Raw genomic sequence first — 25,620 nt, 5'->3', positions numbered from 1 at the left:
GGGCGGCAGGTCACAGCCAGTCGCGCAGAATCGGAATCAGCGGCAGATCCGCCGGCGGCATGGGATAGTCGCGCAGGGCATTGGGCTTGACCCAGGCAAGGTTCTGCCCTTCGGTCGCGCGCACCGTGCCTTGCCAGCGGCGGCAGGCGAACAGCGGCATCAGCAGGTGAAAGTCCGGGTAGCTGTGGCTGGCAAATGTCAGCGGCGCCAGACACGAGGCCCACGTGTCGATGTCAAGTTCTTCTTTCAGCTCGCGGATCAGCGCTTGCTCGGGCGTCTCGCCGGGTTCCACCTTGCCACCGGGAAACTCCCACAGGCCTGCCATCGACTTGCCCTCGGGCCGCTGCGCCAGAAGCACGCGGCCATCAGGGTCGATCAGTGCGACCGCAGAGACAAGGATGATGCGACCAGTCACGATCGGTAATCGGCGTTGATCTCGATGTAGCGAGCGGTCAGATCGCAGGTCCAGACCGTGCGCCTGCCCTTCCCAAGTCCAAGGTCGATGTGGAACAGCAGTTCGTCCTGCCGCATGTAGGCCGCACCATCCTCTTCCCGGTAGTCCGGGTTGCGCCACCCCTTTTCGGCGACGAGGATGTCGCCGAACCGGATCGACAGGCGGTCCCGGTCGGCCTCGGCCCCGGACTTGCCCACGGCGGCAACGATCCGGCCCCAGTTCGGATCCTGTCCCGCCACGGCCGTCTTGACCAGAGGCGAATTGGCAACCGCGAAGGCAACCTTCGCGGCATCGTCGTCCGAGGCCGCGCCGGTGACGCGGACCTCGACCAGCTTTGTCGCCCCTTCGCCGTCGCGCACCACCTGCAACGCCAGGTCACGCATCACGCCGTGCAGAGCCGTCTCGAAGGCCTTGGCAACCGGTCCCTTCACCTCGGCAGCGTCGGACTGACCGGTTGCGGCCACAAGCAGCGTGTCCGATGTCGAGGTGTCGCTGTCCACGGTGATCGAGTTGAAGGTGTCGCCCACATTGCGCGAGACCATCCGCTGCAGCGCGGCGGGCGCAATCTTCGCGTCGGTGAAGATATAGACCAGCATGGTGGCCATGTCGGGCGCGATCATGCCCGAACCCTTGGCGATGCCGGCGATGTGGATCGTGCCGCCATCGCCCTGAACGGTGGCGGCGGCGCCTTTCGGGAAGGTGTCGGTGGTCATGATCGCCTGGGCGGCCATTTCCATCGCATCTTCCCGCAGTCCTGCGACAAGCTCGGGCACCTTGGCGGTAATCATTTCGTAAGGCAGGGGCTCGCCGATCACTCCGGTAGAGGACGAAAAGACACGGCTGGCGGGGATGCCCAGCGCCTCGGCCACGGCGCCAGTCACGGCTGCCACGGCCTCGTCGCCAAGCTTGCCGGTGAAGGCGTTGGAATTGCCCGAGTTCACGATGATCGCCGCCCCCGCACCTGGCGGCACCTTCATCGCCAGCTTAGCCTGGCAGTCACGGACGCAACCCGACCGCGTGGAAGACCTGGTAAAGACCCCGGCCATGCTGGTGCCGGGGCCGAGGCGGACAAGCATCACGTCCTTGCGATCCTTGTAGCGCACCCCGGCCTCGACCGCGGCAAATTCGGCGCCGCGGATCGCAGGCAGGGCCGGAAAGCTGGCCGGGGCCAGCGGCGAGACCGGCTTCATCGCCTTCTTGGCGGCGGCCACCACGTCTTCCACGGCGTCGCCGACCGCCTCTGCCACCGGGCCGGCGACGGCGGCAAGACTGTCCTTCAGCTTGCGAACCTTCTTCTTCAGCGCCTTTGCTTCGGCCTTCCAGTCGGTCTTGCCCATCGTCGCCCCCCCTGTGCGCTGCCAATTGCCGGCGGTCAGTCGATCAGTGCCGAGTTCTTCAGAATCGCAGGATCAATCCCCTCGCCTTCGCGGGTGATCGTCGCGACAGACTGAAGTTCGGCAATCTTCGCCTCGATCGCGGCGTTCTCGATCTCGGTCGCCAGGTCATCGCGGATGTCGTCAAGCGTGGGATGATCCATCAGACGGGTTTCCTTTACCAGGACGAGATGCCAGCCGAAATCGGTCTGCACCGGCCCGGCCACTTCGCCCACCTTGGCGTTGACCACGGCATCCTCGAACGGCTTGACCATCATGCCCAGACCGAACCAGCCCAGGTCGCCGCCATTCGCACCAGACCCTGCGTCGATCGAGTGCTCGCGCGCAAGGGTGGCGAAGTCGGCCCCGCCGGCCAGTTCCTCCTTCAGCTTGTTCGCCTCTTCCTCGGTCTCGACCAGGATATGCGCGGCATTGTATTCGGTCGCCTTCGGCTGGTCCTTGAACCGGGCGTCATAGGCGGCCTGCAGCGCCTCGTCCGTCACGGCCTTTTCCACGATGGCCTGAATGGCGACGCCCGAGATATAGCCCCGGGTGTCGTTTTCCAGCATCGCCCTGTCGCGCGTCGAAAGCTCGGTCACCGACTGGCGCAGAACCTCCTGCTGCACCAGCTGGTCCATGATCCCCTTGAACAGCACATCGTCGGGCAGCGACTGGTACTGCGGCGGCAGGCTTTCGCGCAGCGCGATCATCTGGCCAAGCGTGATCTGCGTGCCGTTGACCGTGGCCACCACCGTGTCGGCGGTTTCGCCCTCGGCCAGAGCCGGCGCCGCAAGGGCCGTGGCCAGCGCGAAGGCCGTCGCAAGCCGCATCTGTTTCATCATTTCACCCACTCCTGATCGGGCGGCCTCAGCCTGCCACGTTGACTATCCTGTGCCCACCCCTTACATCGCGACAGTCGCGTGAGACGGGGCCGTCCGGCCTTCTACTTGGCTCTTCTATGGAAGGCGTTGAGGGCGGACAAGTCCGAGACCCACACGATGCTGTCAGGAAGTGGCTCACGGAGTGAACATGCTGGGATTGGGTGGACTTGCGCGGAAGGTGTTCGGCACGCCGAACGACCGCAAGGTGAAATCTGTCCGGCCGCTGGTGGACAAGATCAACGCGCTTGAACCCGAGTTCCAGGCGCTGACCGACGACGGCATCATCGAGCGTACGCGCGATCTGCAGAAGCGGGTGCAGGAAGCCGGCGAAAGCCTTGACGACGTACTGCCCGAGGCCTTCGCCAACTGCCGCGAGGCGGCGCGCCGGGCACTGGGCCTGCGCGCCTTCGACGTGCAGCTGATGGGGGCGATCTTCCTGCATCAGGGCAACATCAGCGAAATGAAGACCGGCGAGGGCAAGACCCTTGTCGCCACCTTCGCAGCCTATCTGAACGCCCTGACAGGGCGGGGCGTGCATGTCGTCACCGTGAACGACTATCTGGCCAAGCGCGACGCGGAATGGATGGGCAAGGTCTATTCCCAGCTGGGGATGACCACGGGCGTCGTCTATTCGCACCAGCCGGATGACGAGAAGAAGGCCGCCTATCGCGCCGACATCACCTATGCGACGAACAACGAACTGGGCTTCGACTATCTGCGCGACAACATGAAGTCCTCGCTGGAGGACATGGCGCAGCGCGGGCACTACTATGCCATCGTGGACGAGGTGGACTCGATCCTGATCGACGAGGCACGCACACCTCTGATCATCTCTGGCCCCAGCCAGGACCGCGGGACGTTGTACCAGGCTGTGGACAAGATCATTCCGCAGCTTAAGCCCGAACACTATGTCATCGACGAAAAACTGCGCAACGTCACCTTCACCGAAGAAGGCAACGAAGCGATCGAGGATCTTCTGCACAAGGCCGGCATACTGCCCGAAGGGCAAAGCCTCTATGCGGCCGAAAGCACCACGATCGTCCACCACGTCAACCAGGCCCTGCGGGCGCACAAGCTGTTCCACAAGGACCAGCAATATATCGTCCGCGACGGCGAGGTGATGCTGATCGACGAATTCACCGGACGCATGATGAAGGGGCGGCGGCTTTCCGACGGCCTGCATCAGGCGATCGAGGCCAAGGAAGGCGTGAAGATACAGCCCGAGAACGTCACCTACGCCAGCGTGACGTTCCAGAACTATTTCCGGCTTTACGAAAAGCTTGGCGGCATGACCGGGACGGCTGCAACCGAAGCCGAGGAATTCCGCGAAATCTATGGGCTGGGCGTGGTCGAGGTGCCGACGAACCGCCCCGTGGCGCGGATCGACGAACATGACAAGGTCTATCGCACGGCGCGCGAGAAATACGAAGGTATCCTCGCTGCGATCAAGGACGCTCATGCCAAGGGCCAGCCGATCCTCGTCGGCACTACCTCGATCGAGAAATCCGAAAAGCTTTCTGCCATGCTGAAAGAGGCCGGCATTCCGCACAACGTGCTGAACGCCCGCCAGCACGAGATGGAAGCCAAGATCGTCGCCGATGCCGGCAAGCTTGGCGCGGTGACGATCGCCACCAACATGGCCGGCCGCGGCACCGACATCAAGCTGGGCGGCAATGTCGAATTCAAGGTGATGGAAGCCATCGCCGCCGATCCGCACGGCGATCACGTCGCCATCCGTGCCCGGATCGAAGAGGAGCACAAGGCCGAGGAAGAGGCGGTGAAGGCTGCCGGCGGCCTGTTCGTCCTGGGCACCGAACGCCACGAAAGCCGCCGGATCGACAACCAGCTGCGCGGTCGGTCGGGCCGTCAGGGCGACCCGGGCCGTTCGGCCTTCTTCCTCAGCCTCGAGGACGATCTGATGCGCATCTTCGGGTCGGAACGGCTGGACAAGGTCCTGTCCACGTTGGGCATGGCCGAAGGCGAGGCCATCGTCCACCCATGGGTGAACAAGAGCCTGGAAAAGGCGCAGGCCAAGGTCGAGGGCCGAAATTTCGACATTCGGAAGCAGCTGTTGAAGTTCGACGACGTGATGAACGACCAGCGCCGCGCGATCTTCAGCCAGCGGATGGAGATCATGCAGGCCGATCACGTCGGCGATGTCGCGACCGACATGCGTCACCAGCTGATCTCTGATCTGGTCGATCTGAACATGCCGCCGAAAAGCTACCCCGACCAGTGGGACGTCGAGGGGCTGACCGAGGCCTGCCGCGAAATGCTGAACCTGGATCTGCCCATCGCCGACTGGGCATCGGAAGAAGGCGTAGACCAGCACGGCATTCTCGAGCGGATCACCGAGGCTTCGGACAGGATGATGGCCGAAAAGACCGAGGCCTTCGGCGCCGAGACCATGGCAACGATCGAGAAGCAGGTTCTTCTGCAAGCCATCGACAGCAAATGGCGCGAACACCTGCTGCGGCTGGAACATCTGCGCTCTGTCGTCAGCTTCCGCGGCTATGCCCAGCGCGACCCGCTGAACGAATACAAGACCGAGGCCTTCCAGCTGTTCGAAGGGCTGCTGAACTCGCTGCGCGAGACGGTGACGCAGCAGCTTTCCCGCATCCGCCCGGTCACGAAGGAAGAGCAGGAAGCAATGATGCGCCAGATGCTCGCCGCCCAGCAGCCACCGGCAGCGCGGATTGCTGCCGACCAGGGGGCCGGCGCGGCCGCCGCCGCACCGGCAGCAACCGCAGCCCCAGCCCTTGCCGGGTTCGACGCGGCCGATCCCTCGACCTGGGGAAATCCGGGGCGCAATGAGCCCTGCCCCTGCGGATCGGGCGAAAAGTTCAAGCACTGCCACGGAAAGCTGGTCTGAGCCTGTCGGTCGGCGCAGCAAAACCGTGGCAATTTCGTGTCCGAAACCTGAGCCGTTCCCAGGATTCGCCACGTCATCGCCCGGATTCCCCCCTAACTCCTAAGGGTTCGAATCGGTTTGGGGTGGTGCGATGTTTGGCCGGAAACGGATGCTGTTTGGCCGGAAACGGATACTGCGGGTCATTTCCGTGCTGTCGGTCGCTGTAGCGGCCGGACATCTTGTGGAAAACATGCGCTCGACGGCAAGTCCCTGGAACCTGCCTTCCGAACGGTCCGGCCCTCTGGACGGCAGATCCGGCCAGGGCACGGCCACGGCACCATCGGGTCTGCCCAGAGCGGCGTCGCTTTCGGCAGACGGCGACATGCCACAGCTGATGGGCATCACCCCGGTTGCTGCCACAGCGGACACAGGCAGCCAGACGGCCTGTGTACCCACCGTGACGCTGGCCGCGGCCGAGGACGCGAGCATTGACCTGGCACTTGATGCGCCCTGCAATCAGGGCCAGCGCGTTGTGATCCGGCACGCGGGTCTTTCGTTCACGGCCAAGACCGGCCCCGATGGCAAACTTGCGCAGCGCCTTCCCGCCCTTGATGACGAGGCGCTGGTCGCGGTCTATTTCGAGAATTCCGAGATGGCGCTGGCGACTGTCAGCGTTCCGGAAATGGCAGGTCTGACACGGTTTGCCTTCCAGGCCCCCTTCCCGGTGCAGTTCGACCTGCGCGCAGAGGAGGCCGGGCGTGTCTATTCCGGCCGGGGTGCCCAGGCCGCACAGGACGGAAGCCGCAAGATCCGACTGCTTGGAACAGCGTCGGTGTCGGACCCGATTCTGTCGCAGGTATATACGTTTCCCGGCACTGACCTGACCGCGGCCAACCTAACCGTCGAACTGCGCATCACGCCCGAAACCTGCGGCAACAGCTATCTGGGTGAAACCGTGCTATCGCGGGGCGGCAACACTGTCCGTGGCAGCCTTCCGCTTTCGCTGCCGCTTTGCGGCACGGCAGGGGACATTCTGGTGTTGAAGAATCTTCTTGGCCCCCTGACACTCGCCGCCTCAGACTAGGGGCCGGATCAGGGAACATGTGGTTCAAGGCAGGTGTTGCGGCGGCTTTCGCCGCCGTTTTCCTTTGTAAATCTGCCAAGGCGCAGGACGTCACCCTGATGGCTCGCGAAGGGGGCATCGCACTGACCGGCACGCTGCAGGGCTATGATGGCGAGTTCTACCGGATCGAGACCTCCTACGGCCTGCTGACCGTCGATGGTCAGGGCGTGATCTGCGAAGGGCCTGCCTGCCCCGATCTGATGGCCCCCCGGGCGGAAATCCGCATTGTCGGCGCTGCTGGTCCGGGAAGCGACCTGCTTCCCGCCCTGTTCAAAGCCTTTGCAGATCGGCGTGGTCTTCTTTACGAGCAGATCGAAGGCACCGATTTTGCCGCGGTCATTCGCGATCCGCAAAGCCTTGAGGAGCTGGCCGCGATCAGCTTTCAGCCGCAGACGCCCGCCCTTGCTGCTGCTGCGGTGGCTGCTGGCGAGGCCGACCTGCAACTTGCCTTTCAGGATGACCGCAGCTTTGGCGCGCACGGTCTGGCGATGGACGCCATGGTGGCGATCGTCGCCCCCGACAATCCGACGCCTGCCATATCGACCAGCGACCTTGTGCGCGTCCTGGCCGGAGAGGTTTCGAACTGGGCACAGATCGGCGGGCCGGACATGCCACTGGTCCTGCATGCATTGGCTCCCGAGGTGGACATGCAGCTTGCGCTTTCCGCACGGTTTGGGGCACCCGTATCAGCCGCGGTGCAGCACGATAGCCAGGCAAGCCTCGCCCTTGCCGTGGCGCGTGACCCCTGGGCCATTGCCGTCACCGGACGGGCAGCGGTTTACCCCGCCCGGCATATTCCCTTGACCGATAGCTGCGGTTTTCCGCTGCTGCCCACCCCCTTGGCGGTCAAGGCCGAGGATTACCCGTTTTCCATTCCCGTCCTTCTGCTTGCGCCAAGGCGGCGCCTGCCGCTGATGACCCGCGAGTTTCTGGATTTCCTGCGCACGCCTGCCGCTCAGGAGGTGATCTCGGCGAACGGCTACATCGATCGTTCCCCCACCCGCCAGCCGATGACAGCCGACGGCTTGCGGCTGATCAACGCCATTCAGGGGGCAGGCGACGACATCACCCTGGCCGACCTCAAGCGGCTGGTCGATGTGATGGACGGTGCAGACCGGCTGTCGCTGACCTTTCGCTTCGAAGACGGATCGTCCACGCTGGATGCGCAGTCGCGCGATAACCTGCTGGATCTGGCGCAGCTGATTGCCTCGGGCCGGTTTCGCAACGAACGGATGGTTCTGGCCGGCTTTTCCGACGGATCGGGCGCGGCGCCGGCCAATCTGGCACTGTCGGTCGAACGTGCAGCACGCGTGGCGCAGGAACTTGCTGCCGTTGCACCCGATCTGCCACCCGATGCCATTCCAGCGGTCGAAGGTTTTGGCGAAGCCCTGCCGATGGCCTGTGATGAAACCGCAATCGGCCGCCAGTTGAACCGTCGGGTGGAACTTTGGCTGCTGCCCGACTTTACCCACACCGGCAGTGCGCCGGCGCCGGAGCCACCTCCCTAGGACAGGAACTCGGCGAGCGTCTGGCGGGTTCCCACGGCCCAGAGCCGATTCAGGTGCCGTTCGAAGGCTGCGGCAAAGCGCGGATTCTGCCCGAGATCGCCATAGACCGTCGTCATCTCCAGCCAGGCCGCCGGGCGCGACCTTGCCGCCTGCGACCGGGCGACCAGCGCAGCCCAGTCGGGGTCGTTCGGCGGAATGTGCGTGCCGCTGTCCGTCTCGCCAAAGCAGTAGCGGCACCACATGGCCGAGACGAGCGCCAGCCCCTCGACCGACCCGCCGGCGGCCAGCGCGTCGCGTATCGAGGGCACGATGAACTTGGGCTGCCGGTTCGACCCGTCGAGGCAGAGCCGGCGTTCGGTATCGGCCACCTCGGGGTTCGAGAAGCGGTCCACGATCAGCCGGTAATAGTCGCCGAGGTTGGTATCGGGGACCGGCGGGATGTAGGGGATGATCTCGTGGATCTCGACCTTGTCGAGCAGGCCGCGGATCAGCGGGTCGGCCATGGCCTCGTGGACATATTCGATGTCCATCAGCCCGCCGGGATAGGCGATGGTCGCATGGCCGCCGTTCAGGATGCGGATCTTCATCAGCTCGAAATTGTGGACATGCGGGGTCAGCGTGACCCCGACCTTTTCCCAGGCCGGACGGCCGGCGGGGAAGTTGTCCTCCAGCACCCATTGCCGGAAGGGCTCGCAGGTCACGGGCACCGGATCGTCGGCCAGTCCGAAGGCCGCCGCCATCGCCCGTTCACGCGGGCCGGTCGCCGGGGTGATGCGGTCCACCATGCCGTTCGGGAAGGCGACATGGGCCGCGATCCAGTCGGCCAGGTCCGGGTTGCGAAGCGCGGCAAGGCCGGTGACGGCGGCGCGGGTGACATGGCCGTTGCCGGGCAGGTTGTCGCAGGACATGACGGTGAAGGGCGCCACGCCGGCGGCCCTCCGCGCCTTCAGCGCCGCGATGATCGCGCCGAAGGCTGTGCGGTGCGGGTTGTCGGCATCGGCGACGATCTCGGGATGCGTCGGGTCGAACTGCCCGGTCGCGGGATTGATGAAATAGCCGCCCTCGGTAACCGTCAGGCTGACGATGCGGATCTCTGGCCGGGACATGGCCTCGATCAGTGCGGCGTTGTCGGATTGGACCGGCAGGAAGTCGATCATCGCCCCCACCCGGCGGGCGGATTTGCCCTTCGGATCCAGCTCGATCACCGTGGACAGGCAATCTTGCGCCTTCAGCGCCTCGCGCATCCGGGCATCGGCCTCGCGCACCCCGGCGCCCAGAATCGCCCAGTCGTGGTCGAGCCCCAGGTTGAACAGGTCGTCCAGATAGACGGCCATGTGGGCGCGGTGGAAGTTGCCCAGCCCGATATGGACGATGCCCGGGGTCAGGCGCGAGCGGTCGTAGGCGGGAAGCGTGACGGTGGGGGACATTCGGGGCCTCAGACGGTTTTCAGCATGCCGCCATCGACATGGTAGGCAGAGCCGGTGCAGTAGCTGGCGCGCGGCGACAGCAGGAAGGCGATGACATCGGCCAGTTCCTCGGGCGTGCCGAAGCGGCGGATCGGGGCGTGTTCGTCGGCGACCGATTGCAGATAGCCCTGCCAGTCGCCATCCTTTGCCAGGGCCTTGGCTGTCTTGATCCAGTCGGGCGTCAGGATCAGCCCCGGATTCAGCGTGTTGACCCGGATGCCGAGCGGGATGAACTCGGTGGACATGGTCTTCGACAGCATCATCAGCGCCGCCTTGGTGGTGTTGTAGATCGGCTCGTACCAGAGCGGCTGGACCGCGCAGATCGAGGCGTTGTTCAGGATCGCGCCGCCGCCATGGGCCCGCATCTGCGGCACGAGGCCCCGGGCGAGGCGCACGGCGGCCATCACGTGCAGGTTCCAGTAGTGCAGCCATTTCTCGTCCGGCGCATCGAGGATCGTCTCGTTCGAGCCGGTGCCGGCGTTGTTGAACAGAAGCTCGGCCCCGCCCATCGCCGCAGCGGCCGCCACCACGGCGGCACAGCCTTCGGCCGTTGTCACATCAGCGGCAACGGCCTGCGCGTCGCCGCCGAAATCGGCGCGGATGCTGGCGGCTTCGTCTGCCGCGCGGGCGCCGTCGCGGGCGGCGATCAGCACGCGCGCGCCTTCGCGCGCCAGTGTGCGCGCAGCGGCAAGGCCGATGCCGACCGACCCGCCCGAAATCACCGCCAGTTTTCCTTCAAGTCCAAGGTCCATGGGTCATGCCATCCAGTTGCCGCCGTCCACACCGAAGCATTGGGCGACGATGTATTTGGCTTCGTCGGTGGCGAGGAAGATCGCCATGCCGGTCAGATCCTCGGCCGTGCCCATGCGCCCGAAGGGAACGGCGGCGCCGACCTCGCGCTTCTTCTGGCCGGGGGCCTTGCCTTCGTATTTCGCGAAGAAGGCATCCACCCCGTCCCAGTGTTCGCCGTCCACCACTCCGGGCGCGATGGCGTTCACGTTGATGCCGTGACGGATCAGGTTCAGCCCGGCCGATTGCGTCAGGCTGATGACGGCGGCCTTGGTGGCGCAATAGACGGCCACCAGGCTTTCACCGCGCCGCCCGGCCTGCGAGGCCATGTTGATGATCGTGCCGCCCTGGCCGCGGTCGATCATGTGGCGCGCGGCGGCCTGCAGGCAGAAGAGCGTGCCGGCGACATTCACCGCGAACAGGCGGTCATAGTCTTCCCGCGTGATCTCGACGATGGGGGCGGCAGAAAAGAGGGCGGCGTTGTTGATCAGGATGTCGAGCTTGCCCATCCGCTCGATGGCTTGGGCGAAACCGGCGTCGATCGAGTCCTGCCGGGTCACGTCCAGCGCGATGGCGTGGGCCTTGGGGCCGAGCGCATCGGCCGCCGCGCGGGCGGCATCCAGGTTGATGTCGGCGATGGCGACCTCGGCCCCCTCGGCGATGTAGGCGCGGGCGAAGGCCAGCCCGATACCGCGCGCGGCCCCGGTGATCAGGGCGGATTTTCCTGCAAGTCTCATATTGCCAGTCCATTCGTGTCGAAGCGGTGGATCTTGCCGGCCGGGGCCAGGCGGATGCGGTCGCCGTGGCGTGCGGCGACTTCGCCGGGGGCGCGGACGGTCAGGGTGCCGATCCCCTCGACCGCGACCTTGAGGAAGCTGTCGGAGCCGAGATGTTCGGACAGGCCGACCACACCTTCCCACGGGCCATCGCCCACCGCGATGTGTTCGGGCCGGATGCCGATGGTGTGGGCGTCGTGCTTCGCCGCCTCGGCGCCTTCGATGAAGTTCATCTTCGGGCTGCCGATGAAGCCCGCAACGAAGAGGTTGCGGGGATGGTTGTAAAGCTCCAGCGGCGCACCGACCTGCTCGATTCGGCCGGCGTTCAGCACCACGATCTTGTCGGCCATGGTCATCGCTTCGACCTGATCATGGGTGACGTAGATCATCGTGGTCTTGAGCGACTGGTGCAGTTCGCTGATCTCCTGCCGCATGCCCACGCGCAGGGCGGCGTCCAGGTTGGACAGGGGCTCGTCGAACAGGAAGGCCGCCGGTTCGCGCACGATCGCCCGCCCGATGGCGACGCGCTGACGCTGGCCGCCCGAAAGCTGGCCGGGCCGGCGGTCAAGGTAATTGGTGAGGTTCAGCACCTTGGCCGCGCGCTCCACCCGGCGGTCCTGCTCGGCCTGGTCCATCCCGGCCATCTTCAGCGGGAAGGCGATGTTCTTGCGCACCGTCATGTGCGGGTAGAGCGCGTAGGACTGGAACACCATGGCTAGCCCCCGCTTCGCGGGCGGCAGGTTGGTCGAATCCTTGCCATCGATCTCGATGGTGCCAGAGGTCGTATCCTCCAGCCCCGCGATCAGCCGCAACAGCGTGGATTTCCCGCAGCCCGAGGGGCCGACGAAGACGACGAATTCGCCATCCTCGATGGTCAGGTCGATGCCGGGGATGACATCCACCTCGCCGAACGCCTTGCGGACCTTGGTCAGTTGGATCTTGCCCATGTTGTCCTCACTTCACCGCGCCGAAGGTCAGGCCGCGGACGAGTTGCTTCTGGCTGAACCAGCCAAGGATCAGGATCGGCAGGATGGCCATGGCCGAAGCCGCCGAGAGTTTCGCGTAGAACAGGCCCTGCGGCGCCGAGAAGCTCGCGATGAAGGCCGAAAGGGGGGCCGCCTTGGTCGTGGTCAGGACGATGGTCCAGAACGCCTCGTTCCAGGCGAGGATGATGTTCAGAAGCATGGTCGAGGCAATGCCGGGCAGCGCCATGGGCGTCAGCACATGGACGATCTCGTTCCACAGGCTCGCCCCGTCCATGCGCGCGGCTTCCAGGATCTCGCCGGGGATTTCCTTGAAGTAGGTGTAGAGCATCCAGACGATGATCGGCAGGTTCATCAGCATCAGCACGATGACAAGGCCGATCCGGCTGTCGAGAAGCCCGAGGCGCTGGAAGATCAGGTAAAGCGGCACCATGACCGCCACCGCGGGCATCATCTTGGTGGACAGCATCCACATCAGCAGATCGCGTGTGCGCCGCCCGGGCACGAAGGCCATGGCCCAGGCCGAAGGGATCGCGACCAGAAGGCCGAGAAGGGTGGAACCCACCGCGATGACGACCGAGTTCCAGAAGAACCGCGGATAATCCGACCGCGCCCAGACCTCGGCGTAATTCTCCAGCGTCCAGTCGGCCGACAGGAACTGCGGCGGCATGGCAACGGCCGAAGCTTCGGTCTTGAAGCTGGTCAGGATCATCCAGAGGACCGGGAAGAAGATCAGCAGCGCCACGGTCCAGGCGGCAAGGGTGGTGACAAGCTGGCGGCGGGGGGAAAGGGCGCGGGCCATGGGAACCTCAGCTGTCCAGGTTGCGGCCAAGGCCGCGCATCAGGAAGTAGGCGACGATGTTGGCCAGAATGACCGCGATGATCCCCCCGGCGGCGGCGCGGCCGATGTCCTTGGCCGCGATGGCCTGCTTGAAGATCATGTAAGGCAGCGTGGTCGAAGCCGAACCGGGCCCGCCCTGGGTGGTGGTGAAGATCTCACCGAAGATGCCGAGAAGGAAGATGGTCTGGATCAGGATCACCACGGTGATCGCCCGCGTCAGGTGCGGCAGGATGATGTAGCGGAAGCGCGCGAAGGCCCCGGCGCCGTCCATCTCGGCCGCCTCGAGCTGTTCGGAGGACAGCGACTGCAATGCGGTCAGCAGGATGAGCGTCGCGAAGGGCAGCCACTCCCAGCTGACGATGCCGATGACCGACCACATCGGATACTGCTCCAGGAACAGGATCGGCTGCGCCCCGAAGCCGCGCGCGACGGCCGAGAAGAGCCCGTTCTGCGGATGCATGAACAGGTTTTCCCAGATCGAGGCGGCGACGGGCGGCATCACGAAGAAGGGCGCGATCACCAGGATCCGCAGGAATCCCTGCCCCTTCACCGGCTGGTCGATCAGAAGCGCGATCAGGATGCCCAGGGTCACGGTGATGACCAGAACGCCGCCCACCAGCGCCAGGGTGTTGAACAGCGCAAGCCAGAAGTCGGGCGAATTGAAGAACCACAGATAATTGTTGAACCCCACCCAGCCCGTCCGGTCCGGCGACAACAGGCGGTAGAGCCGGAAGGAATAGTAAAGCGTCATCGCCAGGGGAACGATCATCCAGATCAAAAGCAGCGCGACCGAAGGCGCGACCATCAGGCGGGCGGCGAAGCGGCTGGACTGGGTGGACATGGCGGTCTCCCGAGGCTCGGATGACGAAGTGGAAGGGTGCGGCCGGAACGGCGACTGCGCAAGCAGGGATCGGACATGCGCCTGCGAAGGGTCGGCCTGCGGGCGTACCAAGCCGCCCGCAGGCCGAAGGTGATCCCGGGGGCCTTGAGAGGACCGCCCCCGGGGCTCGGCGTCACTGGATGTAGCCCGAGGCCTTCATCTCTTCGGTGACGGCGGCCTGCGCCTCGGCCAGAGCCTGATCGGCGGTCTTCTGCCCGGCCAGCGCGGCCGAGAAGATCTCGCCCACCGTGGTGCCGATGCCCTGGAACTCGGGGATCGCCACGAACTGCACGCCGACGTAAGGCACTGGCTTCACCGTCGGATTGTTCGGGTCGGCCGAGTTGATCGAGTCGAGCGTCATCTTGGCGAAGGGCACCTTCTGGTATTCCGGGTTCTCATAAAGCGAGGTCCGGGTGCCCGGAGGCACGTTCGCCCAGCCTTCCTTGGACGCGACCAGCGCCAGATAGTCCTTGTTCGTTGCCCAGTTGATGAAGGTCTTGGCCGCGTCCTTGGCATCCGAGGAGGCGGGGATTGCCAGGCTCCAGGCCCAGAGCCAGTTGCCGCGCTTGCCCAGCCCGTTGTCGGGGGCGAGCGCGAAGCCCACCTTGTCGGCGACGGTCGAATCCTTCGGGTTGGTCACGAAAGAGGCCGCGACGGTGGCGTCGATCCACATCCCGCACTTGCCCTGCTGGAACAGCGTCAGGTTTTCGTTGAACCCGTTGTTGCTGGCACCGGGCGGGCCATAGTTGTTCATCAGGTTGAGGTAGAAGTCGATCGTCGCCTTCCATTCCGGCTGGTCGAACTGCGGCACCCAGTTCTCGTCGAACCAGCGCGCGCCGAAGCTGTTCGACATGGCGGTTATGAAGGCCGTGTTCTCGCCCCAGCCGGCCTTGCCGCGCAGGCAGACGCCGTAGATGCCGGCATCCTTGTTGGTCATGGCGGCGGCGGCCTTCTCGATGTCGGCCCAGGTCGGCGCCTCGGGCATGGTCATCCCGGCGGCTTCCATCAGGTCGGTGCGATACATCACCATAGAGCTTTCGCCGTAGAAGGGCGAGGCATAGAGGGTGCCGTCCACCGTAAGCCCGCCGCGGATCGCGGGCAGGAGGTCGTCCACGTCATAATCGGCGGGCAGGTCGTTCAGGCTTTCCAGCCAGCCCTGCTTGCCCCAGATCGGAACCTCGTAGGTACCGATGGTGATCACGTCATACTGCCCGCCGCCGGTGGCGATGTCGGTCGTGACGTTCTGGCGCAGGACGTTTTCCTCCAGCGTCACCCATTCCACCTTGATGTCGGGATGCTTGGCGTTGAAGTCGTCCATCAGGCCCTGCATGCGGACCATGTCGCCGTTGTTCACGGTGGCGACGGTGATGGTGGTTTGGGCCATCGCCGCACCCGAAAGGGCGAGCGACGCCGTCGCACCCAGAAGGGCGCGGAGCGAGATGGTCATTAGAATTCCTCCCTCTGACGGTTGAGCAAATCCTCACCGTATGAGTAAATGCCCACATTGCGCCATGAGTCGTCAAGCCCAAACTTTCGCTGCGCGTGCACTGTTCAGGAACTTGCCAGAAGCGCGGTGGCGGTGGGCTCGTCGGTGACAAGGCCGTTGACGATGCGCCCCGTCAGCGCCGCCCGGATGGCCGTGACCTTTGCACTGCCGGCCGCCACCGCAATGACCGGCTTGCTTTGCCCCGGTTCGACACGCACACCGCCGACAAGTGCGTTGCGCGGGGTGTCGATGTAGCGGCCCTGCGCATCATAGACCCAACTGCAGATCTCTCCGGCCGCGCCAAGCTCCTGCAACTCTCGCAGCACATCGGGTGTCACGAAACCGTCCAGGGCAAGGGGCGCGTCGGGGCCCATCTGCCCCACGCCGACAAAGGTGATGTCGGCCTGCCGGGCCAGGTTGAACACTGTTCGCACCGGGCGCAGATGCATGAAGAACTCGCGTTCTTCCGGCGTGTCGGAGATCACGGGCACGGGCATCGGGTAATAGGTGGCGTTCAGCTTCTCGGCGATGCGGCTGATCACGTCGTAGAGCGTTGCCGACCCGTCCGGCGCGATGTTGCCCAGAAGCGAGACGATGCGGTGCCGCCCCGGGTCGGTGTGGGTCAGCTGTTCGGCCATCGCACGCAGGGCGCGTCCGGTGCCGAAGGCGATGACCTGCGGCGTTTCCATGCGCAGCACGCGCTCCAGCTCGGCTGCGGCGGCCGTGGCGATGGCCCTTGCCGGATCACCCCCCGGTCCGAGACCCGGGGCCACGCGGCATCGTGTCAGGTGGTAACGTTCCGTCAGGGCCCGCTCCAGCTCGAGGCAGGCGCCGATCCGGTGCACCAGGCGGATCTGGATCAGCCCCTCGGCCAAGGCCCGCGCGACCAGCCTTTGCGCCCGCTGGCGGCTGACGCCCAGCTCGGCGGCGATCTGGTCCTGGGTCATGCCGGCAACGTAGTAAAGCCAGCCAGCGCGGGCGGCTTCGTCCTGCAAGGTGAGTTCGTTGCTCATGCCGGTGCCCGGGCAGATTTCAGACCCGGGGCAATCTGGAAGAACTCGGCAAAGCTGGCAAGCCTGCGGTGCGGGCGAGCGTCCGGCGGTTCCTCGGGCGCGTCCGGCCCCAGATGGCTGCCGCCGACAAAGCGCCAGACGGTCATCCCCGCGGCCAGCCCGGCGCGGATGCCGGTCAGGCTGTCCTCGATCACCAGAGTCCGGTCGGGAAGCACGCCCATCCGTTCGGCGGCGAAGAGGAACAGGTCGGGCGCGGGCTTGCCGCGGGCGACCATGGTCGAGGTGAACAGCCTGTCGCCGACCAGCGCCGTGAGACCGACAAGATCCAGCGACATCTCCGCCCGGCGCGGGCTGGAGGAGGTGGCGACGCAGAAGGGCACACCGATGCCTTCCAGCACCTCGCGGACATGGGGGACGATGGTCAAATCGTCCCGGAAGGCAGCGAGGAGCGATTCGCGATACTGCGCCTCGAATCCGGGCGGCAGGTCCAGGCCAAAGTCGCGGCGGATCGTTTCCATCACCACCGGGTAGCTGCGGCCGAGAAAATGGCGTTCGACGTAAGCCAGGTCGATCGCCAGCCCCAGGCGTCCGAGTTCGGCCACCAGCATCCGGGCGCTGATGATTTCGCTGTCGATCAGCACGCCGTCGCAGTCGAAGATGACGAGGTCGAATTCGTTCATGCGTCCATGGCTAGCGCATGGATTGCCCTAAAGGTAGCCCTGCGCACGAAAACTCAGTTCGCGCGACTTGCCAATGATCAGGTGGTCGTGCAGGGTCAGCCCCAGGGCATGGCAGGCGTCCTGCACCTGATGAGTCATCGACAGGTCCGCATCCGACGGGGTCGGATCGCCCGACGGGTGGTTATGAACCAGGATCAGCGCGCTTGCGTTCAGTTCCAGCGCGCGCTTGACGATCTCGCGCGGATAGACGGGGACGTGATCCACGGTGCCCTTCGCTTGCTCCTCGTCGGCGATCAGCACGTTCTTCCGGTCGAGGAACAGGACGCGGAACTGTTCGGTTTCCCGATGCGACATGGCGGTGTGGCAGTAGTCAAGCAGGGCATCCCAGCTGGAAATCAGCGGCTTCTGCATCACCCGCGCCCGCATCATCCGCTGGGCGGCGGCTTCCACCAGCTTCAGCTCCAGCACCACGGCGGGGCCCACCCCCTTCACCAGGTTCAGGCGCGCTGGCGAGGCCGTGATCACCCGGTTGAAATCGCCGAAGGTATCCAGAAGCAGTCTGGCCAAGGGCTTCACATCCTGCCGGGGAATGGCGCGGAACAGGACCAGTTCCAGCAGTTCATAGTCGGGCATGGCTGCGGCGCCGCCGTCAAGAAACCGGGCGCGCAGGCGGGCACGGTGATCGGCGATATAGCTGGGCAGCCGCGCGGGCAGGTCGGCAACCGGCGCCTCGTCGCTGTCGGCCGGGCCGGGCAGGGAAAACAGGGAATCGCGGAAGCCGGGCGGTGCGTTCATGGCGCCAGTTTGCCGACAAGGTGGTGAACGAACGGTTAATGCCAACGGCTTCCTTGCGGATGGCCCGGCTTGGGCTTAGATCGGCGCTGCGCCACCTGCGAGGGCATGATGTCGACCGCGCTGCATTACTTCCGCTGGGCCTTACTCGTGACGGGGGTTGGGCTGGTCCTGTCGCTGTGGCTCGGCTGGGCCTATACGGGCACCTTGTCGGGTGCGCTGGGCTTCCTGTTCATCGGGGCGGTCCTGTCGGTGCTGGAAATCAGCCTGTCCTTCGACAATGCCATCGTGAACGCGAACAAGTTGAAGGACATGACCCCGGTCTGGCAGCAACGCTTCCTGACCTGGGGCATCCTGATCGCCGTCTTCGGGATGCGGATTGTCTTTCCGATCCTGATCGTGGTTTTCGCCGCAAGGATCGGCCCTATCGAGGCGGTGCGATTGGCCGCCACGGAACCGGCCGAATATTCCCGCATCGTCGGCGGGGCGCATATTTCCATCGCGGCTTTCGGCGGGGCCTTCCTGATGATGGTGGCGCTGAAATATTTCTTCGACGAAGGCAAGGACGTGCACTGGATTGCCGGGATCGAGCGCGCGATGGCCCGTTTCTCGTCGGTCCAGGGGCTGGAGATTTCCATCGTCCTGGTCATCATCCTGACCTTCGCCACGATCATCCCGGCGATACTGGTGGCAACATTCCTGTATTCTGCAGTGGCCGGGCTCGTGACCTTCATGGTGGTCGATGTGCTGGGCCATGTCCTGGACAAGGCTGATCAGGCAGCTGACATCGCAGTGAAGGGGGGGCTGGGCGCCTTCCTGTATCTGGAGGTGCTTGATGCCTCTTTCAGCTTCGACGGGGTGATCGGCGCCTTTGCCCTGACGCAGAACCTTTTCCTGATCGCCATCGGCCTGGGCGTCGGCGCGATGTATGTGCGGTCGATGACCATCATGCTGGTGGAACGCCAGACCCTGTCGCAGTTCCGCTATCTGGAGCACGGGGCCTTCTGGTCGATCTTCGTTCTGGCCTGTGTCATGTTCGGCCAGACCCTGACCCATATCCCCGAGGTCGTCACCGGCCTGCTGGGCGCGGGCTTCATCGGCGTGGCACTGTGGTCGTCGATCCGCTGGCGGCGGCTGCACGGAACAGTGCCCGCACCCGCCGCCGCGGCCGAATAGCGAAGGGTCAGCCCTTCATCCCGTCCCAGAAGCTTTTCACCTTGGAAAAGAACGACTTGCCTTCCGGGTTGTTCTCTTCCGACAGCTGCTCGAACTCGCGCAGCAATTCGCGCTGGCGGGCAGTAAGGTTGACCGGCGTTTCCACCGCCAGTTCGATCACCATGTCGCCGGTGTTCGACGACCGCAGGGCCGGCATGCCCTTCATCCGCAGCCGCATCTGCTTGCCGGTCTGGGAACCGGCGGGCACCTTCACCCTTGCCCTGCCACCGTCGATAGTCGGCACCTCTACCTCGCCGCCCAGGGCGGCGGTCGTCATCGGCACCGGCACCCGGCAAAAGAGATGCACGCCTTCGCGCTGGAAGATCGGGTGTTCCTTCACCTCTATGAAGATGTACAGATCACCATTCGGCCCGCCGCGCAGACCGGCCTCGCCCTCGCCCGCCAGACGGATGCGCGTTCCGGTTTCAACCCCCTGAGGGATGGTGACGGAAAGCGTCCGTTCCTTCTGCACACGGCCATGGCCACCGCAGGCGCGACAGGGATTCTTGATGATCTGCCCCATGCCATTGCACTGGGGGCAGGTACGCTCGACGGTGAAGAAACCCTGCTGGGCACGCACCTTGCCCATCCCGCCGCATGTCGGGCAGGAGACGGGTTCGGCCCCGCCTTCGGCGCCTGAACCGTGGCAGACCTCGCAGGTGACGGCTGTGGGCACGGTGATGGTCTTCTGCAGGCCGGTGTAAGCCTCTTCAAGCGTCACACGCAAATTGTACCGCAGGTCCGACCCGCGCTGCGCACGGGCGCGCCCGCCGCCGCCACGGCCCATGAAGTCGCCGAACAGATCCTCGAACACGTCCGAGAATGCGGATGCGAAATCGCCCTGCCCGGCGTAACCGCCAGGCCGCGGGCCGCCACCCATGCCGCCCTCGAAGGCCGCATGGCCGAACCGGTCGTAGGCAGCCTTCTTCTGTTCGTCCTTCAGGACTTCCCAGGCCTCGTTCACCTCCTTGAACTGGGCCTCGGCCTGCGGATTGTCGGCGTTGCGGTCGGGGTGCAGCTCTTTCGCCTTCTGACGATAGGCTTTCTTCAGTTCCTCGGCCGAGGCGCCTTTCCTGACGCCCAGAACCTCGTAGTAATCACGCTTTGCCACGGCAAAACCCCCAAACCGAACCGGACAGGGGCGGCCCGTTTCCAGACCGCCCCTGTTTCCGGTTCACGCGGCGTTACTTCCGCTTGTCGCTGCCCAGATCCTCGAAGTCGGCATCCACGATGTCGTCATCGTCCACCGGACGCGGCTCGTCGTCGCTGCCACCCTCGGCCTGCTGGGCCTTGTAGATCGCCTCGCCCAGTTTCATCGCGGCTTCGGTCAGGTTCTGGATCGCCGAACGGATCTTGCTGGCATCTTCGCCCTTGAGCGCGTCTTCCAGCGGGCTCATCGCCAGCTCGATCGCCTCGACAGTCGAGGGATCGACCTTGTCGCCATGTTCGGCCAGCGACTTCCTGGTCGAGTGCAACAGGCTTTCGCCCTGGTTCTTCGTCTCGACCAGTTCCTTGCGGGCGCGGTCAGCCTCGGCATTCGCCTCGGCGTCCTTGATCATCTTCTCGATGTCCTCTTCCGAGAGGCCACCCGAAGCCTGGATGGTGATCTGCTGCGCGCGACCCGTGCCCTTGTCCTTGGCCGAAACCGACACGATGCCGTTGGCGTCGATGTCGAAGGTCACCTCGATCTGCGGCACGCCGCGGGGTGCCGGCGGGATCTGTTCCAGGTTGAACTGACCCAGCAGCTTGTTGTCGGCCGCCATTTCGCGTTCGCCCTGGAAGACGCGGATCGTCACCGCGTTCTGGTTGTCCTCGGCGGTCGAGAAGACCTGGCTCTTCTTCGTCGGGATCGTCGTGTTGCGGTCGATCAGCCGGGTGAACACGCCACCCAGCGTCTCGATGCCCAGCGACAGGGGCGTCACGTCCAGAAGCACCACGTCCTTCACGTCGCCCTGCAGGACGCCGGCCTGGATCGCTGCACCCATGGCCACGACTTCATCAGGGTTCACGCCCTTGTGGGGTTCCTTGCCGAAGAACTTGGTGACTTCCTCGATCACCTTCGGCATCCGGGTCATCCCGCCGACCAGCACCACCTCGTCGATGTCGTCCTTGCTGACACCGGCATCCTTCAGCGCGGCCTGGCAGGGTTTCAGCGACTTCTTGATCAGGTCATCGACCAGGCTCTCCAGCTTGGCGCGGGTCAGCTTGACCACCAGGTGCAAGGGCTGCCCGGTATTCTTGTCCATGCTGATGAAGGGCTGGTTGATTTCCGTCTGCTGGCTGGACGACAGCTCGATCTTGGCCTTTTCGGCCGCTTCCTTCAGGCGCTGCAACGCCATCTTGTCGAGCGTCAGGTCAACCCCATGCTCTTTCTTGAACTCGTCGGCCAGATACTGGACGATGCGCATGTCGAAGTCTTCACCACCCAGGAAGGTGTCGCCGTTGGTGGACTTCACCTCGAACAGGCCGTCGTCGATTTCCAGGATGGTGATGTCGAAGGTACCGCCGCCAAGGTCATAGACGGCGATGGTCTTCGATTCCTTCTTGTCCAGGCCATAGGCCAGCGCGGCCGCCGTCGGTTCGTTGATGATGCGAAGGACTTCCAGGCCCGCGATCTTGCCCGCGTCCTTGGTGGCCTGGCGCTGCGCGTCGTTGAAATAGGCGGGCACCGTGATCACGGCCTGCGTCACCGGCTCGCCCAGATAGTTCTCGGCGGTTTCCTTCATCTTCTGCAGGATGAAGGCAGAAATCTGCGACGGGCTGTATTTCTCGCCGCGCACCTCGACCCAGGCATCGCCGTTGCCGCCATCGACGATCTTGTAGGGGACAAGCTTCTTGTCCTTCTCGACCTCCGGGTCGCCAAGCCGGCGCCCGATCAGGCGCTTGACGGCAAAGATGGTATTTGCGGGGTTGGTCACGGCCTGCCGCTTGGCGGGCTGGCCGACCAGGCGTTCGTTGTCCGTGAAAGCGACGATGGAGGGCGTCGTGCGCGCGCCTTCCGAGTTCTCGATCACCCGGGGTTGCGAACCATCCATGATGGCAACGCAGGAGTTGGTCGTCCCGAGGTCGATACCGATGACTTTGGCCATGTGTTCATCCCTTTCTTGCAGGCGATCTACCGGCCCAGCGCCCGAAGACGGCGGCACGCGGGGCCGGACATGTTACGGCGTCGGGGTGCACGCCCCTTGCCGGACTTGGCGTATATAGGCAGGTGCGGGCGGGGCTGCAACGGTAGCAAGAGGCGCGATGCGACAAATTTGCAGCACCCCTGCCGCAGGGTCGGGGCGCGGCTCATTCCCCCTGTCTGTGATCCAGCGTGCAGCAGCCCTGCAGCGTCTCGTCCTGGCCCTGCCCGCCGATCCGAAGCGTGCCTGTCCAGCCGAACTCGCGGTCGGACATGCCGTCAAGGCAGGTGCCACGGGCAACGACCAGGCTGAAGCCCGTGCCGTCCGGGGCGGATAGATCGGCCTCGTAGCCGTTATCGCCCGGGCGTTCGGCCACAAGGTCCAGATCGACCGGGTTCTCACCCAGCCTTTCGTATATGTCGCCGCGCGACAAAAGGCCGATCCGCCAGAAGGGTTCGGTTCCGCGACAGGACAGCGGACGGGGTATCACGGTCCCCTCGGGCTGGTCCTGGCGGGCCAGATAGCGCATCGCCACCCAGCCGTTCCCCTCCGGCATGCCGATCCGGCCCCAGCGGCCGTTCTCCGACAGGCCCAACACCTCGATATCCGTGGTGTCGGGCCCCAGTTCGCCAATCCTTGCCGACCCGGCCCCGGGTGCGGCGCGGATGTTCAGAACGTTGTCGGACGAGACCCCGCTCACCGCGTAACGTGCGGGAAAATCCTCGGCCATCACGGCAAGGGGCGACATCAGGAGCATGATCGTTGCAAGACGCATCATCTTCGCTTGTTCCAGCTGGCCGACATGTGTTTGCGGGTGAAGAATTCGGCCATAAGACCGATCATGAGGCAGACAAGACCGAACTTCACCGCATACTCGATCGAGGTATAGCGGGGCGTGTAGTTCAGGAACATGAAGCCGCGGCCCTGGTCGATGGTGTGGAACAGCGGATTCCAGTCGAAGATCGCCCGCATGTCGGGTTTGGTGTTGTTGGCCAGCATCATCTTGCCCGAGGCGATCATGTTCAGCCGCTGGTAGAGAGGGATGATGATCGACATCGCCTCCGGCTGCCAGGGCCGGGCTGAAAGGAACACCATGCCCAGCCCCACACCCGAGAACCAGGCCAGAAGGAACGCCCCCAGTACGCCGACGGGATCCTCGATGGTGATCGGCGTGATCACGGAATGATAGAAGAAGATGATGACCGTGGCCGCCAGAACCTGCTGATAGAGCGAGGCAAGCGCCGCCCCGCCGATCGAGATGATCGGATTCATCGGCGCGTGCATCATCATGGCCGATGTCGGGCCATCCGCGCCCGCCACCGCACCGATGGCCTTGATATGCGTCATGAATAGGAAGACCCCCGACATGACATACAACATGAAGTCGCCGCGCACGGCGATGCGGCGCAGGCCCAGCACGCTGAACAGGAAATACATCGTCAGGACCAGAATCAGCGACTGCACGATCTGGATGACCAGGCCCAGGACCGCGTTGCCATTCGACTTGCGCAGTTCCCTGACCGCCGCATGGTAGATCAGTTCGGCCGTCTCGAAGGCCTTGCCCAGGGCTGTCTTCCTGGCGGAATGGTAACGAAACATGCGGCCTTCTCCGGTCGGTTCGGCAGACTGCGCAGGGAAACCTTGCCGTTCCGTTATTCACACAGGATAAGGGCGGCCCATAAGATGTCAAATCGCCGACGACACGGCGGCAGGAGCGTTGATGGACCTCGAAATCCTCGTGAAGACAATCCGCCGCCTTGCGCTGGAGGCCGGAGACCGCATCATGCAGGTCTATGCCGGCCCGGAGTTCGAGGTTCGCGCCAAGGGCGATGCCTCGCCGGTGACCGTGGCTGACGAGGCCGCCGATGCCGTGATTTCCGCCGGTCTGCGTGCGGCTTTCCCGGATGTGCCGCTGATCACCGAGGAACAGGCGGAAAGCCACGCCCAGTCCGCGCGCACCTTCCTGATCGTCGATCCGCTGGACGGCACCAAGGAATTCGTCCGGCGCCGCGGCGATTTTACCGTGAACATCGCCTATGTGCAGGATGGCCTGCCCTGCCGGGGCATCGTTTACGCCCCTGCAAAGGGGCGGCTGTTCTACACGCTGGCGGACGGAACCTCGGTCGAGGAGACAGGCCCCCTCGACAAGGATCGGCCCGGTCCGCTGGCACCGCTGCATGTATCCGTCCCGGACAATTCCGCCCTTATGGTGGTGGCGTCGAAATCGCACCGTGATCAGGCGACCGACGATTACATCGCCCGCTATGCCGTGAAGGACATGACCTCGGCAGGCTCCAGCCTCAAGTTCTGCCTGGTTGCCACCGGCGAGGCCGACCTGTATCCGCGCCTCGGCCGCACGATGGAATGGGACACGGCCGCCGGCGACGCGGTGCTGCGTGGCGCGGGCGGGCAGGTGGTGCGGTTCGACGATCACCAGCCGCTGACCTACGGCAAGCCCGGCTGGGAAAACCCTTTCTTCGTAGCCTTTGCCCCCGGTGTGGTCCTGAAATGAAGACGCTGATCGCCATTCCCGCCCGCTATGCCTCGACCCGCTATCCCGGAAAACCGCTGGTCGCCCTTCGCGGACGCGACGGCGAAAAGACCCTGATACGCCGCAGCTGGGAGGCGGCAATGGCCGTGCGCGGTATCGACCGGGTCGTGGTGGCGACCGATGACGACCGGATCGCCGACCATGCTGCGGGCTTCGGTGCCGAGGTGGTGATGACCTCTGCTGACGCGCGCAACGGCACCGAACGCTGCGCCGAGGTGTCGGCAAGGCTGCCGGGCTACGACGTGGTCGTGAACCTGCAGGGTGACGCGCCGCTGACACCTGCCTGGTTCGTCGAGGATCTGGTGGCGGGCCTCGCGGCCGACCCGGGGGCCGACATTGCCACCCCGGTCCTGCGCTGTGACGGCCGGGCGGTGGCGGGCTTTCTTGCCGATCGCCGTGCCGGGCGGGTCGGGGGAACCACGGCGGTCTTCGGGGCCGGAGGGCGGGCGCTTTACTTCTCGAAAGAGGTCATCCCCTACACCGGCCGGGACTACGCGCCAGACGAGCCCACACCCGTCTTTCACCATGTCGGGGTCTATGCCTATCGTCCGGCGGCGCTGGCGGCCTATCCGTCCTGGCCCATCGGCCCTCTGGAGACCCTGGAAGGGCTGGAGCAACTGCGCTTCCTGGAAAACGGTCGTGTGGTCCTGTGCGTCGAGGTTCAGGCGCGTGGGCGGCAGTTCTGGGAACTGAACAATCCTTCGGACGTGCCAGTCATCGAAAGCATGCTTGCGGCCCTGCCGGATCCCGCTGCGTAGCCTGGCAATCGGGCGTCGGCGCAAGAGCCCGCGACTTTTCGCGTGCAATGCGGATTTTTGCCGGGCAGATTGACG

At 64.9% G+C, this 25,620-nt stretch carries 23 protein-coding genes; 6 read left to right on the top strand and 17 right to left on the bottom strand.

Annotated features, from left to right (window positions below; genetic code table 11):
* Positions 1-10: 10 nt before the first annotated feature.
* The 3 genes from mutT to EZM81_RS13245 are packed head-to-tail and all read right to left on the bottom strand — an operon-like array spanning position 11 to position 2,678.
* Positions 11-415 (bottom strand): 8-oxo-dGTP diphosphatase MutT, encoded by a 405-nt coding sequence (gene mutT / locus EZM81_RS13255; protein WP_135450547.1) that lies wholly within the window; start codon positions 413-415, stop codon positions 11-13.
* On the bottom strand, positions 412-1,791 hold the full coding sequence (gene argJ, locus EZM81_RS13250) for a bifunctional glutamate N-acetyltransferase/amino-acid acetyltransferase ArgJ (RefSeq protein WP_136646045.1): 1,380 nt from the start codon (positions 1,789-1,791) through the stop codon (positions 412-414). The genes mutT and argJ overlap by 4 nt, the downstream gene beginning before the upstream one ends.
* Positions 1,792-1,826: 35 nt before the next feature.
* On the bottom strand, positions 1,827-2,678 hold the full coding sequence (locus EZM81_RS13245; protein ID WP_371685756.1) for a peptidylprolyl isomerase: 852 nt from the start codon (positions 2,676-2,678) through the stop codon (positions 1,827-1,829).
* Between the two features lie 178 nt (positions 2,679-2,856).
* Here EZM81_RS13245 and secA point away from each other — a divergent pair, with 178 nt between their 5' ends.
* The 3 genes from secA (at position 2,857) to EZM81_RS13230 (ending at position 8,190) form a co-directional block, all read left to right on the top strand.
* Positions 2,857-5,580: a preprotein translocase subunit SecA gene (secA, locus tag EZM81_RS13240; protein WP_136646043.1), complete on the top strand. Its 2,724-nt coding sequence runs from the start codon at positions 2,857-2,859 to the stop codon at positions 5,578-5,580.
* A 361-nt stretch (positions 5,581-5,941) separates the two neighbouring features.
* A complete protein-coding gene (locus tag EZM81_RS13235) occupies positions 5,942-6,643 on the top strand; it encodes a hypothetical protein (RefSeq protein ID WP_169052374.1) in 702 nt (233 codons plus the stop codon).
* Between the two features lie 98 nt (positions 6,644-6,741).
* A complete protein-coding gene (locus tag EZM81_RS13230; RefSeq protein ID WP_248298228.1) occupies positions 6,742-8,190 on the top strand; it encodes a phosphate ABC transporter substrate-binding/OmpA family protein in 1,449 nt (482 codons plus the stop codon).
* Here EZM81_RS13230 and EZM81_RS13225 read toward each other — a convergent pair.
* The 10 genes from EZM81_RS13225 to radC all read right to left on the bottom strand — a co-directional run bounded on the left by EZM81_RS13225 (position 8,187) and on the right by radC (position 17,899).
* On the bottom strand, positions 8,187-9,617 hold the full coding sequence (locus EZM81_RS13225) for a mannitol dehydrogenase family protein (protein ID WP_136646040.1): 1,431 nt from the start codon (positions 9,615-9,617) through the stop codon (positions 8,187-8,189). The two genes, EZM81_RS13230 and EZM81_RS13225, sit on opposite strands and share 4 nt — an antisense overlap.
* 8 nt (positions 9,618-9,625) lie before the next feature.
* The gene (locus tag EZM81_RS13220; RefSeq protein WP_135450540.1) at positions 9,626-10,408 is read right to left on the bottom strand and encodes an SDR family NAD(P)-dependent oxidoreductase; all 783 of its coding nucleotides are present in this window, start codon (positions 10,406-10,408) and stop codon (positions 9,626-9,628) included.
* A gap of 3 nt (positions 10,409-10,411) precedes the next feature.
* Positions 10,412-11,182, bottom strand: a complete 771-nt coding sequence (locus EZM81_RS13215; RefSeq protein ID WP_135450539.1) for an L-iditol 2-dehydrogenase — start codon at positions 11,180-11,182, stop codon at positions 10,412-10,414.
* On the bottom strand, positions 11,179-12,168 hold the full coding sequence (locus tag EZM81_RS13210) for an ABC transporter ATP-binding protein (protein WP_136646039.1): 990 nt from the start codon (positions 12,166-12,168) through the stop codon (positions 11,179-11,181). The genes EZM81_RS13215 and EZM81_RS13210 overlap by 4 nt, the downstream gene beginning before the upstream one ends.
* 7 nt (positions 12,169-12,175) lie before the next feature.
* Entirely contained in the window at positions 12,176-13,006 is an 831-nt protein-coding gene (locus EZM81_RS13205) for a carbohydrate ABC transporter permease (RefSeq protein WP_136646038.1), read from the bottom strand.
* 7 nt (positions 13,007-13,013) lie between these two features.
* Positions 13,014-13,886 (bottom strand): carbohydrate ABC transporter permease, encoded by an 873-nt coding sequence (locus EZM81_RS13200; protein ID WP_136646037.1) that lies wholly within the window; start codon positions 13,884-13,886, stop codon positions 13,014-13,016.
* A gap of 172 nt (positions 13,887-14,058) precedes the next feature.
* On the bottom strand, positions 14,059-15,372 hold the full coding sequence (locus tag EZM81_RS13195; RefSeq protein ID WP_136646036.1) for a sugar ABC transporter substrate-binding protein: 1,314 nt from the start codon (positions 15,370-15,372) through the stop codon (positions 14,059-14,061).
* 104 nt (positions 15,373-15,476) lie between these two features.
* Positions 15,477-16,424, bottom strand: coding sequence for a sugar-binding transcriptional regulator (locus EZM81_RS13190; RefSeq protein ID WP_136646035.1), 948 nt, complete (start codon positions 16,422-16,424; stop codon positions 15,477-15,479).
* Entirely contained in the window at positions 16,421-17,104 is a 684-nt protein-coding gene (locus EZM81_RS13185) for an HAD family hydrolase (RefSeq protein ID WP_136646034.1), read from the bottom strand. The genes EZM81_RS13190 and EZM81_RS13185 overlap by 4 nt, the downstream gene beginning before the upstream one ends.
* Positions 17,105-17,131: 27 nt before the next feature.
* Entirely contained in the window at positions 17,132-17,899 is a 768-nt protein-coding gene (gene radC, locus EZM81_RS13180) for a DNA repair protein RadC (protein WP_136646033.1), read from the bottom strand.
* Positions 17,900-18,007: 108 nt separating this feature from the next.
* Between radC and EZM81_RS13175 the strand changes: the two genes are divergently transcribed.
* Positions 18,008-19,072 carry a DUF475 domain-containing protein gene (locus EZM81_RS13175; RefSeq protein WP_136646032.1) on the top strand — a complete coding sequence of 355 codons (1,065 nt, stop codon included), beginning with the start codon at positions 18,008-18,010 and terminating at the stop codon, positions 19,070-19,072.
* Positions 19,073-19,079: 7 nt separating this feature from the next.
* Here EZM81_RS13175 and dnaJ read toward each other — a convergent pair whose 3' ends face one another.
* From dnaJ to EZM81_RS13155, 4 genes are all read right to left on the bottom strand, one after another.
* Entirely contained in the window at positions 19,080-20,222 is a 1,143-nt protein-coding gene (gene dnaJ, locus EZM81_RS13170) for a molecular chaperone DnaJ (RefSeq protein WP_135450531.1), read from the bottom strand.
* 73 nt (positions 20,223-20,295) lie between these two features.
* A complete protein-coding gene (gene dnaK, locus EZM81_RS13165) occupies positions 20,296-22,200 on the bottom strand; it encodes a molecular chaperone DnaK (protein WP_136646031.1) in 1,905 nt (634 codons plus the stop codon).
* 202 nt (positions 22,201-22,402) lie between these two features.
* Positions 22,403-23,014, bottom strand: a complete 612-nt coding sequence (locus EZM81_RS13160) for a COG3650 family protein (protein ID WP_167851017.1) — start codon at positions 23,012-23,014, stop codon at positions 22,403-22,405.
* On the bottom strand, positions 23,011-23,835 hold the full coding sequence (locus EZM81_RS13155; RefSeq protein WP_136646030.1) for an ABC transporter permease: 825 nt from the start codon (positions 23,833-23,835) through the stop codon (positions 23,011-23,013). The genes EZM81_RS13160 and EZM81_RS13155 overlap by 4 nt, the downstream gene beginning before the upstream one ends.
* Before the next feature lie 121 nt (positions 23,836-23,956).
* Between EZM81_RS13155 and cysQ the strand changes: the two genes are divergently transcribed.
* Together cysQ and EZM81_RS13145 are read left to right on the top strand one after the other, a co-directional pair.
* Entirely contained in the window at positions 23,957-24,748 is a 792-nt protein-coding gene (gene cysQ, locus EZM81_RS13150; RefSeq protein WP_135450527.1) for a 3'(2'),5'-bisphosphate nucleotidase CysQ, read from the top strand.
* On the top strand, positions 24,745-25,545 hold the full coding sequence (locus EZM81_RS13145; protein ID WP_136646029.1) for a 3-deoxy-manno-octulosonate cytidylyltransferase: 801 nt from the start codon (positions 24,745-24,747) through the stop codon (positions 25,543-25,545). The genes cysQ and EZM81_RS13145 overlap by 4 nt, the downstream gene beginning before the upstream one ends.
* The last annotated feature ends 75 nt before the right edge of the window (positions 25,546-25,620 follow it).

This window comes from Tabrizicola sp. YIM 78059 (assembly GCF_004959785.1).
Classification (GTDB): Bacteria; Pseudomonadota; Alphaproteobacteria; order Rhodobacterales; family Rhodobacteraceae; genus Tabrizicola; species Tabrizicola caldifontis.
The sequence above is the reverse complement of the archived record's forward strand: the minus strand, read 5'-3'. Positions and strand labels throughout refer to the sequence as shown.